The sequence below is a fragment of the Tessaracoccus luoxuelianae genome (assembly GCF_054483915.1).
This window is the reverse complement of record NZ_CM137013.1, coordinates 240,831-256,975: the sequence shown is the minus strand read 5'-3', so window position 1 is coordinate 256,975 and position 16,145 is coordinate 240,831. Positions and strand designations below refer to the sequence as shown.

The window sequence follows — 16,145 nt, the reverse complement described above, 5'->3', positions numbered from 1 at the left end:
CAGCAGCGATCGAGGCGGCGCGCCTCAGCCGGCCACGTGGATGCCGCGCAGGTCCAGGGCCAGATCCTCCAACAGGTCCAGGACCGAGAACAGCACGTCGTCGCCCGCGACCCGCATCACCAGGGTGGTCGACGGCGGGGTCTGGTACACGTCCGCATCGGCCAGCACCACCGACATCACACCGGCGGCGTGCCCCTCCACCTCGATGCGGACCTCCACGCCTCCGCCGCCTCCGGACGGGCACCCGGCCTCGCGGGTGAAGACGGGGGTCTGCCTGTGCGAGGACCCGCCCGGCCCCAGCCGCTCGACCGATCGCAGTTTCACCCCCGCGCGGTGGAGCCGATGCAGGACGCCCCAGAACTCGGCCGCATCCACGACGGTGCCCGTCAGGACCGCCCCGCCCGTGACCCGCCGCGTCGACAACCCGCCGAGCTCGGCGGCCAGCGCGTCGTCGATCTCACCCTCCGCCTGGATCCTGAGCTCCAGCGGGCGGGTGCCGGTCACCGCCGCCGGCGTGTGATGAGCCAGCATGTGACGAGCCCTGCGAGGAACATCGAGCTGAGCGCCAGATACATGGGCGCGGTGACGGTGAGCATCAGCAGGTCGATGGCGACGCTCTGCCGGTTCTGCAGGATGAACGCCACGGCGACGATCGCCAGGGCAATGCCCACCCAGGTTCGTGGAGAGCGGAGGAGTCCGGCGGAGGGCTTGTCGGTGCTGCTCATATCGGTGACCTCTCTGACGCGGTTCAGCCATCCTCCCGCGAGACGGCCCGGCGCGGATTACCCGTGGAGGGTGATGCCCGGCGGGGGGTGGCGAAGGAGGGTTGGCTGAGTGATCCGTGCGTCGTGCGCGGACACGAGCTTCCTGAGGAGTGCGCCATGTCTGAACTCATCATCATCGGCTACGACGACCACGCCACCGCGACGAAGGCGCAGGACGCCGTCATCGGCCTGCAACGCGACTTCGTCGTCAACCTCTCCGGCCTCGCCGTCGTGCGGGTCGACGAGGACGGCAAGAAACACATCGACACCCCCGGGTCCATCGTCGGCGTGTCCGCCACCGGCGGTGCCATGTGGGGCATGATCATCGGCCTGCTGTTCCTCGTCCCCGGGCTCGGCCTGCTCATCGGCGGCGCCTGGGGTGCCCTCGCCGGCGCGGCCAGCAAGGCGGGCGTGAACCGCAGCCTGCGCGAACGCGTCGACGGGCTCCTCACCCCCGGCAAGGCGGCGCTGGTCGTCATGGCCTCCAAGATCACCGAAGACAAGTTCTCCGCCGCCATGGCTGAGTTCGGCGGCACGGTCCTCAAGACCTCCCTGTCGGATGAGGACGAAAAGGCCCTGGCCGAGGAACTCTCCGGCACCGAGGCCTGATCCCGGGCGGCCCGCCTGAACTCAGCGCGGGCCGTCCTCCACCGTCACTCCAGGAACCCGGAGCCTCCCTTGACCGAAAGCGTGATCACCCTCGTCGTCCTCGGTGCGACGGTGGTCCTGTTCATCCTGGACCGCCTCCCCGTCGCGGTGGTGGCGCTGCTCGTCCCGCTCACCCTGTGGGCGGCGGGCGTGCTTGAGCTGGGGGAGGCCACCGCCGGATTCGGAGATCCCACCGTCCTGTTCATCGCCGCCCTGTTCGTGGTCAGCGAGGCGCTGGACAAGACGGGGGTCACCGCGTGGGTGGGGGACTTCGCCATGAAACACGGCGGGGACAGCCAGACCCGCCTCATGGTGACGGTCATGCTCGTCGTCGCGGTGCTGACCGCGCTGATCAGCCCCAACGGTGCGGTCGCGGCACTGACACCGGTGGTCGTCGTGATCGCCATCCGGGGGAAGCGCTCCCCGTCGGAACTGCTGCTCCCCACCGCGTTCTCCGCCCACGCGGGGTCCCTTCTGATGCTCACCGGGTCGCCCGTGACGGTCCTGGTGGCGGACTACGTGGAGTCCGTCACGGGGGAGCGGGTCGGGCTGTTCAGCATCGCGGCCATCGGCGTCCCGCTCGTCCTGGTCACCATCCTCATGGTGATCCTCTTCGGATCGAAGCTGATCCCGATGCGCACCCCCGCCCGGGCGCTGCGGGACTTCGGCGCGCATGGGGACACGCTGGCCAAGCACTACGGCGTCGAGGGTTCGCACGCCACGCTCATGGAGCGCGGCCGCGGCGCCGCCGAGTTCATCATCCCGCCCCGGTCGTCGTTCATCGGTGACGTGGTCTACCGGGGGATGACTACCGAGAGCGGCGAACTGGTGGTCGCGGCCATGCACCACAAGGGCCAGGACGTCCGTGAGGAGCTCACCCTCACCGCTGGAGACACACTGCTCTTCCAGGGCTCCTGGGCTGCGTTGGACAACGCTGCCCTGGACCCCAACATCATCGCGGTGGACAGCCCGGACGTGGTCCGCCGCCAGGCCGTGCCCCTGGGTGAGGGGGCCAAGCGTGCCATCGGAGTTCTCGCGGGCATGGTTCTGCTGCTCGCGACCGGCCTCGTGCCGGCCCCGGTTGCCGGAGTGGTCGCGGCGATGGCGATGGTCACGTTGGGCGTGCTCAAGGTCGACGAGGCCTATCGGGGCATCTCATGGACCACCGTGATCCTGGTCGGCGGAATGATGTCGCTGTCGGCGGCCATGGTCTCCAGCGGGGCGGCGCAGACGCTCGCCGAGGGGCTGGTGGCGCTGGTGGGTGACGCCGGGCCGTACGCGCTGCTGGCCGGCCTCTTCCTCATCACCGCCGTCCTCGGGCAGCTGATCAGCAACACAGCCACGGCGCTGATCGTGATCCCCGTCGGGTTGTCCGCGGCGGTCCAACTCGACGTGTCCCCGGTGCCCGTGCTGTTGTCGATCGCGGTGTTCGCGGCGGGCGCCCTGCTCACCCCGGTGGCGACGCCCGCGAACCTGATGGTGATGGAGGCGGCCGGGTACCGGTTCGGCGACTACTGGAAGCTGGGTCTTCCGCTGCTGCTGCTCTACGGCCTGGCGGGGATCTTCCTGGTTCCGTTCTTCTGGCCGTTCTGAGGATCGGGACCGGCAGGACCACCTGTGGTAGCAGGGAGTCGTGAGCCGATCCACGGGTGGCGGATTTCTCGGTGTACCCACCCGCTACGGGTGATGCCCAGGGTGGTGGTTGGCGCAAGTGTTGCGGTGTTCAGCTGTGCCCATCGGGAGGAAAGACTCATATGAACGCGGTGCTCGCCTTCGCCATTGTCATGGCGGTGTGGACGGTCAGCGACTGGGTGGCGAAGAAGACGCAGTCCCTGCTGTCCTCCCTGTTCGTCGCCTCGATCATTTTCTTCGTCGGCTTCCTCACCGACATCTTCCCCGACGACCTCCTGGCCAGCTCGTCGCTGCTCGGCCTGGGCGGCGTCGTCGTGGGCTTCATCATCGTCCACCTCGGCACCCTGATCAGCATCGACGAGTTCAAGCGGCAGTGGAAGACGCTGGTGGTGGGCATTTCGACGGTTGTCGGCATCGGCGTCCTGCTGTGGATCGCCGGCTTCGTCTTCGGTGGTGGCCGGCGCCAGGGGGCCTATGACGGTGTGTCGCAGGCGATGGACTACGTGGTGGCCGGCATCGGATCGCTCAGCGGCGGCACCATCTCCGTCCTCATCATCCAGGAGGCGGCGCTGGGCGTCGGCCTCACCTCGGTGGCGATCTTCCCGGTGCTGATCGCTGCCCTCCAGGGGCTGATCGGCTTCCCGCTCACCTCGATCATCCTGCGCCAGGAGGCCACCCGGCTCAAGGGCGAATACCGCGCCGGACGGCTGGAGGCACCGGCCGCGGCCGCCTCGACGGCCGAGGCCGCCCCGTCGAAGATGCCCGCCTTCCTCAGCACCACGCCCGGCACGCTGCTCGTGGTGGGTGCGGTGGTGCTGGTGTCGATCCTCATCAACAACCTCACCGGCGGCATCCTCAACACGTTCGTGGTGGCGCTGATCTTCGGCATCGCGCTGCGCGCGTTCGGCATCTTCAAGCCCGGCATCCTCAATGGCATCGACGCCTACGGCCTCATGATGCTGTCGATCATGATCCTGGTGTTCGGCCCGCTGGCCACCGTGGAGCCGGCCGACGTCGCGGCGCTCGCGGTTCCGCTGCTCCTCGCCTTCCTGTTCGGCGTGATCGGCATCGCGCTGTTCGCCGGGATCGCGGGCAAGCTGCTCGGCTACACCATTCCCATGTCGATCGCCATCGGCCTCACCTCGCTGTACGGCTTCCCGGGCACCATGATCCTGTCCCAGGAAGCGGCCAAGGGCGCGGGCGAGAGCCCAGAGGAGGTCGCGGCCATCGAGGGCGCGATCCTTCCCAAGATGATCATCGCCGGCTTCTCGACGGTGACCATCACATCCGTGGTCGTCACCGGGCTCATCGCGGCCCGCATCGGAAGCTGACCCACGTCGGCACCACCGGGCCTCGGCGCCGCCGAGTGACCGTCTGTACAGAGGGAGGAATGACATGATTCGACGCAACAGGCGCCCCGGGCTCCTCGGCACCGCGGCCCGCACGGCCGTCATCGCGGGCACCGCCACGAAGGTCTCCGGAAACGTGGCGGCCAAGCAGCAGGCCGCCGCGGCGCAGGAGCAGGAACTCGCCTTCGCCCGGGCCCAGGCCCAGGAGGCCGCGATCAACGATGCGGCGGCTCGCGCGGTCGCGGCGCAGCAGGCCGCTGTCGCACCGGCTCCGGCGGCCCCGGCCCCGGTCGCGGCTGAGGCCCCTGCGGATCCGCTGGCCCAGCTCGAGCGCTTGGCTGCGCTGCACGAGAAGGGTCTGCTGTCGGCTGAGGAGTTCACCGCGGCGAAGGCGAAGCTGCTCGGCCTCTGACTTGCCGATCCGGTGCGCCGCAGCCAGGACATGACTGATCGGTGATTGCCTACGTGCGCACGGTGACGGCACCACCGCGACCCACTCCGGCCTGACGGCCCGGGTGGGTCGCCGGCGTTTCTGGCGCCTGCGTTGCGTTCCGACGCCTGCGTCGCGTCTCGGCGCCTGTCTTGCGTCTCGGCGCCTGTCTTGCGTCCCGGTGCCTGCGTTCCTTCCCGGCGCCTGCCTTGCGTCGCGAGGCGCCCGCCCTCGATTCGGCGGCCCGCGCTATAGCGCGGGCCGCGCGAGCTAACACAGGCGCCGAGCCCCAGCCCGGCAGGATTTGCGCAACCTGGGTGCGCTGGTCGGACGCTCGAAGCGGGACCCCCTGGCGACGTCGAAGCGTTTCGCCTAGGATGGGGGCTCCACACAGTGGTGGCTCAGGGTCGGTCTACCGTCTGAGAACCCACACTCTGAACAGTCCTCCCAGGAGCCCCCATGCCGCAGGAACTCTGGCGCCCCTACCGCAAGGCGATGCACACCGTCGTCAACGGCCTGACCCAACAATCGGCGGACCTCGTCGACACGGACCCGACCCTCTCAGACGCGCTCGTCAAGCTGTGCCGTCGCTCGGCCGCCGAGGGTCTGGTGTTGCTGCGCAACGAGCGCGGGGTGCTGCCGCTGTCGGCGGGCGCGGAGGTCGCGGTGTTCGGGCGCGTGCAGTGCGACTGGTTCGCCGTCGGCTATGGCTCCGGCGGCGACGTGAAGCCGCCCTACAGCGTGTCCCTGCTGGAGGCGCTGCGGGAGGCGGGTGTCGCGGTGAGCGGAGAGTTGGCCGCCGCCTACGAGGTGTGGTCCGCCGCCAACCCGCCCGACGAGGGGTACTGGGGTAACTGGCCGCGACACTTCGAGGAGATGCCGCTGGATCCCGGGCTGGTGTCGCGGGTGGCGAACACGGCGGAGGTGGCCGTCGTGGTGATCGGACGCGCCGCCGGTGAGGACCGCGAGAACGTCCTGGAGAAGGGCTCCTACTACCTCACCGACGCCGAGCGCTCCATGCTGGACGCCGTCGTCGCACGGTTCGAGCGGGTGGTGGCCGTCGTCAACACTGGCAACGTGATGGACCTGTCCTGGGTGGAGGAGTACGGGGATCGTCTCGCAGGCCTGATCCTCGCGTGGCAGGGCGGAATGGAGGGGGCGCGGGCGGTGGCCGACGTGCTCGCCGGGGCGGTGTCGCCATCGGGGCGCCTCACCGACACCATCGCGCGCCACTACGAGAACTACCCCACGTCGGGCAACTTCGGCGCCAAGGACTTCAACAATTACGCCGAGGACGTGTTCGTCGGCTATCGCTACTTCGAGACCTTCGCCCGCGACACCGTGCAGTTCCCGTTCGGCTTCGGCCTGTCGTATGCCACGTTCGGGTTCTCGGGGGCCGAGCTCGTGGCCGACGACCAGGTGCGGGTTGCCGTCGATGTCACCAACACAGGGTCGCGGGCGGGGCGCGAGGTGGTGCAGCTCTACGTGCAGGCGCCCGACGGCGCGCTGGGGAAGCCCGCCCGGGCGCTCGTGGGGTATGCGAAGACGGGCGAGCTGTCACCCGGGGGGTCGGAGCGGGTACAGCTGACCGTGCCGGTGGACGCCCTGTCGTCCTACGACGACGGCGGGGCCACCGGTCACCGCTCGGCGTGGGTGCTTGAGCCCGGGGCTTACCGCTTCTTCCTCGGCGCGGACGTGCGGTCCTCCGTCGAGGTGGGGGAGTTCACGGTGCGTGAGCTGCGGGTCGTGGAGCAGTTGGCCGAGGCGTGCGCCGTCGATCCGGCGGCCGCGTTCCGCCGGATGACGGTCTTCCGCGCCGGCGACGTGACGCGGCCGGGGTGGGAGGACGTGCCGGTGCGCACCGTCGACCTCCGGACCCGGATCGCGGAGCACCTTCCGGCCGAGGTGCCGGTGACGGGGGACCAGGGCATCGCGCTGGGCGATGTCGCGGCGGGGCGGAAGTCGATGGAGCAGTTCGTCGCGCAGCTCAGCGACGAGGAACTCGAGGCGCTGACCCGCGGGCATGGCCGCATGAACAGCCCGCTCGGCGCCGCCGGCAACGCTGGCGTGTTCGGCGGGATTCTGGAGACGCTCCGCGCCAAGGGGGTGCCGCCGGTCACCTGCACCGACGGGCCCTCGGGCATCCGGCTGAGCGCCTACGCGTCGCTGCTCCCCTGCGGGACAGCGCTGGCGTCCACCTGGGACCCGGTACTGGTGCGGGAGCTCGCCGCCGAGCACGGGCGCGAGATGGTCCGCAAGGGCTCCGACGTGCTGCTCAGCCCCGGCATGAACATCCACCGCGACCCGCTGTGCGGGCGCAACTTCGAGTACTTCTCCGAGGACCCGCTGGTCACCGGGCGGACGGGGGCCGCGGTGGTGGCCGGGGTGCAGTCGCAGGGGGTCGCGGCGTGTCCAAAGCACTTCGCGGCCAACAACCAGGAGACCAACCGCAGTAGGCACGACTCCCGGGTCTCCGAGCGGGCGCTGCGCGAGATCTACCTCAAGGGCTTCGAGATCTGCGTCAAGGAGGCGCGGCCGCAGACCATCATGACCTCCTACAACAAGATCAACGGCGTGTGGGCGCACTACAACTACGAACTCATCACCACCATCCTGCGCGAGCAGTGGGGCTACGACGGCATGGTGATGACCGACTGGTGGATGCAGCACTCCCGCGACCCCCACTTCCCGGAGGTGTGGGACTCCGCCTACCGGGTGCGGGCGGGGGTGGACGTGCTAATGCCGGGCTCCACCGTCGACTGGCTGCGCAAGGGGAAGGACCGCTCGCTACTGCGGTCGCTGGCGAAGGCCGACGGCGTGCGCCGGGCGGAGATCCAGGCGGTCGCGGGGCGGGTGCTGCGCTTCGTCATGGGATCGCGGCCGGGAATGGAGGGCTCGGCGCGCTGAGGTGATTCGGGAGTGGGGATCCGGGGATCGTCTACCATCCCAGGACCCCCACCCCGCGAACCAGTTGTTCACAGGTCCAGGCTGAGGCGGGAAATCGGGGGGCGCGCTGCCGATCGTGGAGGCGTGATAGCCCGCAAGAACCCCTCCCAGGAGCTGCTCGAGCTGACTGAGGCCCAGGCCGGTGTCGTGTCCTCCACCCAACTGACGGACCTGCATGCTCCGAAGGGGGCGCTCAAACGGTGGCGGCAACAGTGGACCCGGATGGGGCCCGGCCTCTACTGCGTCACCCCGCCGACGTTCACCAGCTGGTGCTGGGCCGGTCTGGTCAGGGCCGGTGCCGGCTCGGCGATCAGCGGCTTGGCTGCCCTGCATCTGGACGAGCTGACGACCAAGGCTCCAGAGCAGATCACGGTCTGGCACCCCGGGCGTCATCGCATCGATCCCATCAGCGATGCGACCGTCCAGGTGGTTTTCAGGCGGGGCAAGCGTGGGGGCGAAGGAGATCCGATTCGCACCAAGGTGCTCACGGCGCTCCTGGACACTGGGGGAGAGACCGACGAGGACGACCTCATCGCTGTGGTCACGCGGGCCATCAGCCAGGGCAAGATCACGGCGGTCGAGCTTCGTGATGAGATCAACTCCCGCAGGCGCGTGCAGCTCCGGCGGTTGATGCTCGACCTCTGTGAGGAGGCTGCCCAGGGGGTTGAGTCCGTGCTCGAGTGGAGGTTCCTCACCGAGGTGATCCACGCCCATGACCTCCCGGAGCCCGTGCGCCAGGAGAGTCTCCTGGTCCAGAGCCGCTCTGACAACGTGTGGCACGAGTTCGCCGTGGTGGCTGAGTTGGATGGACACCTGGGGCATGAGGACAAATTCCGCGACATGCAGCGTGACAACAGGCTCTCCCTGGAGGGCTATCTCAATCTCCGGTACGGCTGGCATGACGTCACGCATCGCCCGTGCGCGACGGCCAGCCAGCTCGCCCGGGCACTCCAATTGAGGGGATGGACGGGCATCAGGCGTCGATGCCGGAGGTGCCGGCGGGAAGGGGTTTCGTGAGTGGGGATCCGGGGAGGGTAGACCGTCCGTCCCGCCACACTCTGGAAGGGGGTCGGCTCAGGCCCCGCCACGGGGCAGCGGTTCCACCGCCTCGACGGCGTCGGCCACACGGTGATCCCGCTCCCGGCCGCGCTCCCTCAATCCCTCGACCACGCCGGCGCGATCCGCGTCGGTGCGGTTGCGGGAGAGCTTGAACCGGCCCACCACATCGGTGATCTCGAGCTCCACCCCGACGATCCCCCTCAGCATGGCCGCCATGAAGTCCTTCGGCGCCTCGGCACGGGACCAGGGGCCTCGGTGGGCATCTGCCGCGTCCGGCACGTCGGTCAAGCGGTCGGCGTCGAGCGCGGTGGCCTGGGCCATCACCTCGGCGCACAGGCGGTCGGGGTCTCGGTGGACGCGCAGCCAGCCCGCGATCTGCACCTGCTCGTAATCCCACGTCCCGACGGCGCGGCCCGCCGCCCGGCCGCGGGCATCCCCGCCGTGCTCGGAGGGCTGGACGCTCGGGTACCACCGCGGGCTCACGTACGAGTGGGCGCCTTGGATGACCACCCGGCAGGGCGTGAGTTCATCCTCGGGGAGGTCGAACTGCGGGTTGCTGGCCGACGCGTGGGCGATCAGGCGGCCCTGCCCCCAGACGGTGGGCAGCAGTGTCGCGGAGGGGGCCCCGTCGCCTCCGGTGATCCACAGCGCCGCCCCGACCTCCTCCAGGAGCGCCCGGCAACGCTCGACGTCGTCCACCCGCTGGCTGGCGGGCACGTACACCTGGCTGGGGGGTGGGTCGAGGTCCATGGGCGGAATGGTATCCGGGTGCGGTCGGCTGCCCACTCACGGGCTCGACGGCCACTGGTCCCCGCGGGTTCAGCGACGGCTGGGTCAGTGCCGCGACCCGGCGTCGGCGAGGACGAGCAGGTCGCCCACCTCGCAGTCCAGCACCCGACAGATGGCTCGCAGGGTGGAGAAGCGGACGGCTCGGGCACGGTCGTTCTTCAGCACGCTGAGGTTGACCACGCTCACCCCCACCAGTTCGCTCAACCGGGTCAGCGTCATGTCGCGGTCTGCGAGGAGCGCGTCGAGGCGACAGTGGATGCCCGTGTCCTCGTCGGGCTCGGCCGGGACCATCAGACGAGTCCTGCCGTGTCGCGCTGGAGTTCCTCGCCGTAGCGGAACGCCGCCGCGACGGCCGCGAGCGCGAGGCCGCTGAAGATCGGCCAGAACGCGATGGTCAGCCTCAGCTGCGGTGCGGGCATGAGCACAGAGGGATCCTCGAGCCCGAGGCTCTCGTCCCAGCCCCACCCAAGCGATCCGAGCACCTCCCTGGCCGCCATGAACTCGCCGACTCCGAAGAGCACCTGCCACAGGAGGCCGCCGCCGATGAGCGCGGCCGCGGCCACCAGGACCGCCTTGCGCACGACGGGGCGGAACGGCTCGCCGGCGAGGAGGCGGTGCGCGATGAGGAACACCGCCCAGGTGACGGCGAGTTGGGTGAGGCCCTGGACCAGCGTGCCGGCTGCGAGCAGCGCCCGGGTGGCGAGGCCGAGGCCGGTCACGGACGCCAACGCCTCGGTGAAGCCGCCGCCCACGAAGCGGGCGTCGCCGCCGGGGAACATCTCGACGCCCTCAGGGAGAACCGGCCAGAACGTCTCGGTGGGGAGGGCCACCTCGACAGTGTCGAGGAGGAGCTGGCTCCCCACCGCAAGGACGGTGAGGATGAGGACGATGACGCCGTAGACCACCGCCCCTCCGCGGACCACCCGGAGGGTGGCCGTGTCCCCGCCCAGCCGCCCGCGACCGACGAGCAGCACCGCCGCCGCGAGCATCACCACTGCCACCAGCACCAGAACTGCAGCCCCACCGAACATCACGTGCCCCTAACGATTGTCGATAACAACGATAATCGTTAAGGTACGCGCAGTGGAGGGAAAGCGCAAGGGGTCGTCTGCATCCTGCTATCCAGAGGGCGGGTTCTGTGTATATGCACACAAACCGCTCCCTGGATAGCAGGATGCAGAGCGCCGATGGCCCTGACTACCCCAAGGCGTGGCCGAGCCAGCGTCGCGCCCGCTTGAGGAGGCTCCGCGCGATCCCGCTGCCTGCCGCCCACGCCTCGACTCCGTGCGGAGCCCCGGAGATCACATCAAGCGTGGTGTCCACGCCCGCGGCCCGCAGTCGTTGCGCGTACGCGACGTCCTCGTCGTGAAACAGCTCGATGTCCGAGGTGTACAGCCACGCCGGCGGAAGCCCGGAGAGGTCCTCGCGCCGGGCGGCGACTGCGTAGCGCGGCACGTCGTCGGTCCCGAAGGCTGCGCCCAGATAGGAACGCCACCCCACCAGGTTGGAGCGGTTGCTCCAGACGAAGTGGTCCTCGACGTCGCGCGTGCGATCCCGCGCGGTGCGGTCGTCGAGCATGGGGCAGAACAGCCACTGCGCCGCGACACCCGCGCCCTCGTCGTGCAGGCGCTGAACCAGGCTGGCCGCCAGCCCGCCGCCGGCGCTCTGTCCACCGACGGCCAACCGGGCCGTCGAGATGCCCAACTGCCCGGCGTGGAACGTCAGCCACTCCCAGCCGCGATGCGCGTCGTCGAGGGCCGCGGGGAAGGGGTGTCGGGGGGCGAGGCGGTAGTCGACAGAGACGATCACGACCCCCAGCTGCCGGGCCGTGTCGCCGCAGAAGCGGTCGTCCATGGCTGCGGCGCCCAGCACCAGCCCGCCGCCGTGGATCCACAGCAGCCCGGCGCCCGACGGGGCCGCGGGTGTGTAGACCCGCAGGCTCACCCCGTCGCCCAGGCGGACAATGCGTCGGGTCACGCCGTCCACCCGCTTTCCGGGGATCACCCGCGACACTCGCCCTGCCGCGGCCAGGACCACACGGTTCTCCAGATGCATGGCGGGCATCCGGCCGAGCCGGGCGCGGAGCTCCGGATCAACCCGAGAGATGTCCACCGCGGTCAGCCGAGCTCGGCGAGCTCGCGCTCCAACGCCGCCAGGGCTTCGGGCGAGACCGCGCCCGGCTGATGCCCGAGCGCCTGGCGGATCGACGCCGACCCGACGAAGGGGTCGGTCTCCATCGCGGCGGCCAGGGCCGGGGCGTGCCGGCGGAGCGAGTCGGCTGCGCGCTCGTCGGCGACGAGGCGTCCGAGCGGCATGTCCAGGCTCACGCGACGGCGGTTGAGCAAGGTCTGGTAGGTCTCGGGCTCGCCCTCCACGGCGAAGTCCCCGAAGACGGTGCGGAGGAAGCGCACGGAATCCGGCAGCCACCCCGCGACCGACGACTCCACCATCGGCCCTTGTCCGCTAGCGGTCAGCGGCTTGGCGAGGCTGATCCCGTGCGGACCCAGGAGATAGATGTGCGACTCGAACGGCACGGCATGCTCGGCCAGCGCAGCGAGGAAGGCGATCGAGTTGCGGATGGGCACGACGGTGTCGTCTGAGGTGCTGAACAGGAAGGTGGGCGGGGTGTCGGCGGAGACGTGGCTGGGCACGTCGACGATCTCCTTGCCCACGGGCGGGCCGAACTCCTCCAGCGTCACTGGGTAGCAGGCCACCAGCGCGTCGGGCTTGTCCTCGGCGGCGGTGGCGAGGCTCGCGGCCAGGTGCCCGCCGGCGGAGAACCCGACGACGGCGACCTTCGCGGGGTCGATGTGCAGCTCGGCGGAGTTGTCGCGGATCCAGGCCAGCGCGGCCTTCGCGTCGTCGAACGACATCTCGAACGGCGACTCGGGCCCGACGGCGTAGCGCAGCACGAAGGCGTTGAAGCCCTCAGCGAGGTACGCGAGCGCGATGGGCTCTGCCTCGCGGTCCGAGGTGATGAAGTAGCCGCCGCCGGGGAGGACGAGGACGGCGGGGCGGACGGCTGCGTTGGCGAGCTCGGCGCTCGGCTCCTGGACGTAGCAGGTGAGGGGGGCGTCGTGGCCGACGGTCTGGGTGAAGATCTGCATGGCCCCATTCTTCCTGCACGCCCGAGCGCGGGGGAGCTGGGACCGTCCGACGCGTGTTCGGGCCTGGACCGGGTGCCCCGTCACCGCCTGCCGAGGGGTGGGGGACGGTTGTCCACCACCGTCTTCATCACCAGGGTCGAGACCAGCTTCTGCACCCCGGGCAGGGTGGAGAGTCCCTCGTCCCAGAGGCGCTGATACTCCGGCAGATCGGCGCAGAGGATGCGGAGCAGGTAATCGGGGTCGCCGAAGAGCCGCTGCGCCTGGACGACGGCGGGGATGGCGTGGACGCTGCGCTCGAAGGCGTCGATCGTCTCGTGATCCGCGCTGCGCATCGTGATGAACAGGAGCGCCTCGAACTCGAGGCCCAGGGCCTTCGGGTCCAGGGAGGCGTGATAGCCGGCGATGACGCCGTCGCTCTCGAGCTTGCGCACCCGTCGATGACAGGGCGACAGGCTGAGCTGCACCCGATCCGCCAGCTCGGTCAGCGACAGGCGGCCGTCCTCGACGAGCTCAGCAAGAATCTTCCTGTCGATAGCGTCCATGGCGTGAAGTCTTCCACCGTCCAGCCGGTTCGACGAAGAAGTGGCAAATATTTCGGACGCTCGCGTGAGTAGCGTCGAGGCGACGGAGAGGCAACAAGATGGATCTGAGTGCGGCGGTGGCGTTCGCGGGCGTGTCGATGCTGTTCGTGCTGACGCCGGGGGCGGACTGGGCCTACGCCATCGCCGCGGGCCTGAGGCACCGCAGCGTGGCGCCCGCCGTCGTGGGGATGCTGGCGGGGCATCTCCTCGCGACGCTCATCGTCGCCGCGGGAGTGGGGGCGCTGGTGGCCCGGCTCCCGCTCGCGCTGGCGCTGCTCACCGGCGTCGGGGCGGCCTACCTGCTGTGGCTGGGCTACCGGACATGGGCGGCGCCGTCGACGATCCGTGCGGGCGATGCAGACGGCGACGCCGGCGCCCTACGCAACGCCGTCGCCGGGTTCGCCGTCAGCGGCCTCAATCCGAAGGTCGTGCTGCTGTTCCTCGCCCTGCTGCCGCAGTTCGCCCGAGAGGACGCCGCGCTGCCGATGTGGGCGCAGCTGCTCGCGCTCGGCGGGGTCCACCTCCTCAACACAGCCGTCGTCTACTTCGCGGTGGCCGCCTCAGCCAAGGCGATGCTGCGTAGCCGCCCCGCCGTCGCGCTGGCGGTCAGCAGGGCCAGCGGCGTGATCATGATGGCTCTCGGCGGGTTCCTCCTCCTCGAGCAGTTCCACCTGGCGTGAGCTTCCCCCGTCGCTCCCGGGTGCACGACACGCCGTGCGAGTGCGCCCGCGATGCCGCAGTTGTCGTCGAGGTTCCTTCGCGACGGCGTGTCGTGCACGCGAGAGGCGCCTAGGCTCATCGCATGCCTGAGGACCCCGAACTCATCGATTGGCTGCTCGACACGGACCCGGCACTGCGCTGGCAGGTCCAACGCGACCTTCTCGGCGAACCCGACGCCGTCTGGCAGGCCACGCGCGCCCAGATCGCCACCAGCGGGATGGGCGCTCGCCTCCTTGCACTCCAGGACGACGACGGGCAGTGGGCGGGCGGGGCGTACTTCCCCACCCGGGCGGACCCGCGAGCGCTCAACCACCCCGACGACGACGAGGGCCAGCCCTACACCGCCACCACCTGGACCCTGAACACGCTGCGGGAGTGGGGCCTGGACGCCTCGGCGCTGTCCGGGACCGCCGAGAAGCTGGCGGCCAACAGTCGCTGGGAGTACGACGACCTGCCCTACTGGGGCGGCGAGGTGGACTGCTGCATCAACGCGTTCACCCTGGCCAACGGCGCCTGGCTAGGGGCCGACGTGAGCGGGATCGCCGACTGGTTCCCGGCCCACCAGCAGGCCGACGGGGGCTGGAACTGCGAGTGGGTGGAGGGGTCGACGCGGTCCTCCTTCCACTCCACCCTGAACTCGCTGCGGGGGATCCTCTCGTACGAGCGGGCGGTCGGCGGCCACGACGGGCTCAAGGCCGCACGCCATCGGGCGCAGGAGTACCTGCTGGAACGCCGGCTGATGTACAGGCTGAGCACCGGCGAGGTGGTGGGTGAGTGGGTGGGCTACTTTGCCTACCCGTTCCGGTGGGTCTACAGCGCCCTCAACGTGCTGGACCACCTGCGGGAGGCATCGGAGTTCGACGGCGTGCCTCCGGACCCCAGGGCCGCCGAGGCGATCGAGCTGGTCCGGGCGGCACGGCTTGATGACGGCCGTTGGCCGCAGGGAGGGCGCTACAAGGGCCAGGTGTGGTTCGACATCGACGTCCCGAAGGGTGAGCCGTCACCGTGGCTGACCTTCCACGCCATCAGGGTGCTCCGCTGGTGGGACGAACTGTGAACAACCTCACGCAAGGGGAGCGAGGTTGTGGATAACCCCCCTATGGCCGAGAAATGGACCGACGTCACGGCTACGGTCAGTGCATGAGACCACTTGGGGGGCCCGCCCGGGCGCTTGTTCTTCTGCCATTGCTCCTCGTTGTCACCGGTTGCGTGAAGCTGGACGCCGACATCGAGATCACCGCGCGGGACACCGTGAACATGACCATGCTGCTCGCCATCCAGGACGAGTACGCGGACTCGCTGGACGGGTCCTGTGAGGCGGAGCCCGGCGTCACGGTCACGCCCTACAACGAGGGGGGCTTCATCGGCTGCGTGCAGGAGGCCAGCAACGCACCGCTCGATGCCATGGCCGGCTCGTCCGACACGCTCACCATCGTCCACCAGGACGGCGAATACACCTTCGTCATGGCTGGGAGTGAGCTGAGTGGGGAATCGGGCGCAGACTCGACGATGGCGGCTGCGATGTTCACGGACTTCAGAGTCGCGGTGACGTTTCCGGGTGAGGTGATCTCGCACAGCGGATCGAGCACGGTGGACGGCACCACCGTCACGTGGACAAACGCCACGGACCTGATGTCCGCCGAAGGGCTGAGGGCGACGGCGAAGGAGGCGAATGCGCTCCTCACGCTGCTGCCGTGGCTGGGGGCAGGGCTCCTGGTGGCGGCCGGGATCGTCGTGGGGCTTCTTCTGTGGAAGCGCACGACTGCCGGCGAGCCGCCTCCGCCTGGGCCCGCGCCGTGGTCTGGCCCGGCGCAGCCCGGTCCGGGCTATCCGCCACCGCCCGGGGGCTACCCGCCACCGCCCGGGGGCTACCCGCCACCGCCCGGGGGCTATCCGGCTGCTCCCGCGTATCCACCCCCAGCTGATCCGGCAGGCGGCTATGCGCCCCCTCCGCCGACGGGTGGGTCAGCCGCCCAGCCGCCACAGCGCGATGTGCGCGACTATGCCGACACGTCCTACATGGACTCGCCGCAGCCGGAGTCGCCGCCCGCCCACGAGCCGCCACCCAACGAGCCACCACGCAATCCGTGGGGCCCGCCGGGCTGAGCCCGCCGTCGAGC

The 16,145-nt window shown here is 70.1% G+C and carries 17 protein-coding genes; 9 read left to right on the top strand and 8 right to left on the bottom strand.

Annotation, left to right across the window (positions count from 1 at the left end; all coding sequences use genetic code 11):
- Positions 1 to 24: 24 nt before the first annotated feature.
- Both ACX1D1_RS00900 and ACX1D1_RS00895 read right to left on the bottom strand, forming a co-directional pair.
- Complete coding sequence (locus tag ACX1D1_RS00900) at positions 25 to 531, bottom strand: DUF8691 family protein (RefSeq protein WP_459055539.1); 507 nt, start codon at positions 529 to 531, stop codon at positions 25 to 27.
- A complete protein-coding gene (locus ACX1D1_RS00895; protein WP_459055538.1) occupies positions 501 to 725 on the bottom strand; it encodes a LapA family protein in 225 nt (74 codons plus the stop codon). The genes ACX1D1_RS00900 and ACX1D1_RS00895 overlap by 31 nt, the downstream gene beginning before the upstream one ends.
- 156 nt (positions 726 to 881) lie before the next feature.
- Here ACX1D1_RS00895 and ACX1D1_RS00890 point away from each other — a divergent pair, with 156 nt between their 5' ends.
- From ACX1D1_RS00890 to ACX1D1_RS00865, 6 genes are all read left to right on the top strand, one after another.
- Positions 882 to 1,373, top strand: coding sequence for a DUF1269 domain-containing protein (locus ACX1D1_RS00890; RefSeq protein WP_459055537.1), 492 nt, complete (start codon positions 882 to 884; stop codon positions 1,371 to 1,373).
- A 69-nt stretch (positions 1,374 to 1,442) separates the two neighbouring features.
- Positions 1,443 to 3,005, top strand: a complete 1,563-nt coding sequence (locus ACX1D1_RS00885; protein WP_459055536.1) for an SLC13 family permease — start codon at positions 1,443 to 1,445, stop codon at positions 3,003 to 3,005.
- A gap of 161 nt (positions 3,006 to 3,166) precedes the next feature.
- On the top strand, positions 3,167 to 4,375 hold the full coding sequence (locus ACX1D1_RS00880) for a hypothetical protein (RefSeq protein ID WP_459055535.1): 1,209 nt from the start codon (positions 3,167 to 3,169) through the stop codon (positions 4,373 to 4,375).
- Between the two features lie 64 nt (positions 4,376 to 4,439).
- Positions 4,440 to 4,805 carry an SHOCT domain-containing protein gene (locus ACX1D1_RS00875; protein ID WP_459055534.1) on the top strand — a complete coding sequence of 122 codons (366 nt, stop codon included), beginning with the start codon at positions 4,440 to 4,442 and terminating at the stop codon, positions 4,803 to 4,805.
- Between the two features lie 477 nt (positions 4,806 to 5,282).
- Positions 5,283 to 7,730 carry a beta-glucosidase gene (locus tag ACX1D1_RS00870; protein ID WP_459055533.1) on the top strand — a complete coding sequence of 816 codons (2,448 nt, stop codon included), beginning with the start codon at positions 5,283 to 5,285 and terminating at the stop codon, positions 7,728 to 7,730.
- Between the two features lie 123 nt (positions 7,731 to 7,853).
- Positions 7,854 to 8,786, top strand: a complete 933-nt coding sequence (locus ACX1D1_RS00865) for a putative endonuclease domain-containing protein (protein ID WP_459055532.1) — start codon at positions 7,854 to 7,856, stop codon at positions 8,784 to 8,786.
- Between the two features lie 57 nt (positions 8,787 to 8,843).
- Here the strand turns inward: ACX1D1_RS00865 and ACX1D1_RS00860 are convergent, their stop codons facing one another.
- The 6 genes from ACX1D1_RS00860 to ACX1D1_RS00835 all read right to left on the bottom strand — a co-directional run bounded on the left by ACX1D1_RS00860 (position 8,844) and on the right by ACX1D1_RS00835 (position 13,266).
- Complete coding sequence (locus tag ACX1D1_RS00860) at positions 8,844 to 9,578, bottom strand: FMN-binding negative transcriptional regulator (protein ID WP_459055531.1); 735 nt, start codon at positions 9,576 to 9,578, stop codon at positions 8,844 to 8,846.
- 84 nt (positions 9,579 to 9,662) lie between these two features.
- Positions 9,663 to 9,908, bottom strand: a complete 246-nt coding sequence (locus ACX1D1_RS00855) for a helix-turn-helix domain-containing protein (RefSeq protein WP_459055530.1) — start codon at positions 9,906 to 9,908, stop codon at positions 9,663 to 9,665.
- Positions 9,908 to 10,648, bottom strand: a complete 741-nt coding sequence (locus tag ACX1D1_RS00850; RefSeq protein ID WP_459055529.1) for a hypothetical protein — start codon at positions 10,646 to 10,648, stop codon at positions 9,908 to 9,910. The genes ACX1D1_RS00855 and ACX1D1_RS00850 overlap by 1 nt, the downstream gene beginning before the upstream one ends.
- Positions 10,649 to 10,814: 166 nt before the next feature.
- Positions 10,815 to 11,729, bottom strand: coding sequence for an alpha/beta hydrolase (locus ACX1D1_RS00845; RefSeq protein ID WP_459055528.1), 915 nt, complete (start codon positions 11,727 to 11,729; stop codon positions 10,815 to 10,817).
- Between the two features lie 5 nt (positions 11,730 to 11,734).
- A complete protein-coding gene (locus ACX1D1_RS00840) occupies positions 11,735 to 12,724 on the bottom strand; it encodes an alpha/beta hydrolase (protein ID WP_182800220.1) in 990 nt (329 codons plus the stop codon).
- A gap of 80 nt (positions 12,725 to 12,804) precedes the next feature.
- Positions 12,805 to 13,266 carry an Lrp/AsnC family transcriptional regulator gene (locus ACX1D1_RS00835; protein WP_182781264.1) on the bottom strand — a complete coding sequence of 154 codons (462 nt, stop codon included), beginning with the start codon at positions 13,264 to 13,266 and terminating at the stop codon, positions 12,805 to 12,807.
- A 98-nt stretch (positions 13,267 to 13,364) separates the two neighbouring features.
- Here ACX1D1_RS00835 and ACX1D1_RS00830 point away from each other — a divergent pair, with 98 nt between their 5' ends.
- The 3 genes from ACX1D1_RS00830 (at position 13,365) to ACX1D1_RS00820 (ending at position 16,131) form a co-directional block, all read left to right on the top strand.
- Entirely contained in the window at positions 13,365 to 13,985 is a 621-nt protein-coding gene (locus ACX1D1_RS00830; RefSeq protein WP_459055527.1) for a LysE family translocator, read from the top strand.
- Between the two features lie 122 nt (positions 13,986 to 14,107).
- Positions 14,108 to 15,082: a squalene cyclase gene (locus tag ACX1D1_RS00825; protein ID WP_459055526.1), complete on the top strand. Its 975-nt coding sequence runs from the start codon at positions 14,108 to 14,110 to the stop codon at positions 15,080 to 15,082.
- Positions 15,083 to 15,234: 152 nt separating this feature from the next.
- A complete protein-coding gene (locus ACX1D1_RS00820) occupies positions 15,235 to 16,131 on the top strand; it encodes an LppM family (lipo)protein (protein ID WP_459055525.1) in 897 nt (298 codons plus the stop codon).
- The last annotated feature ends 14 nt before the right edge of the window (positions 16,132 to 16,145 follow it).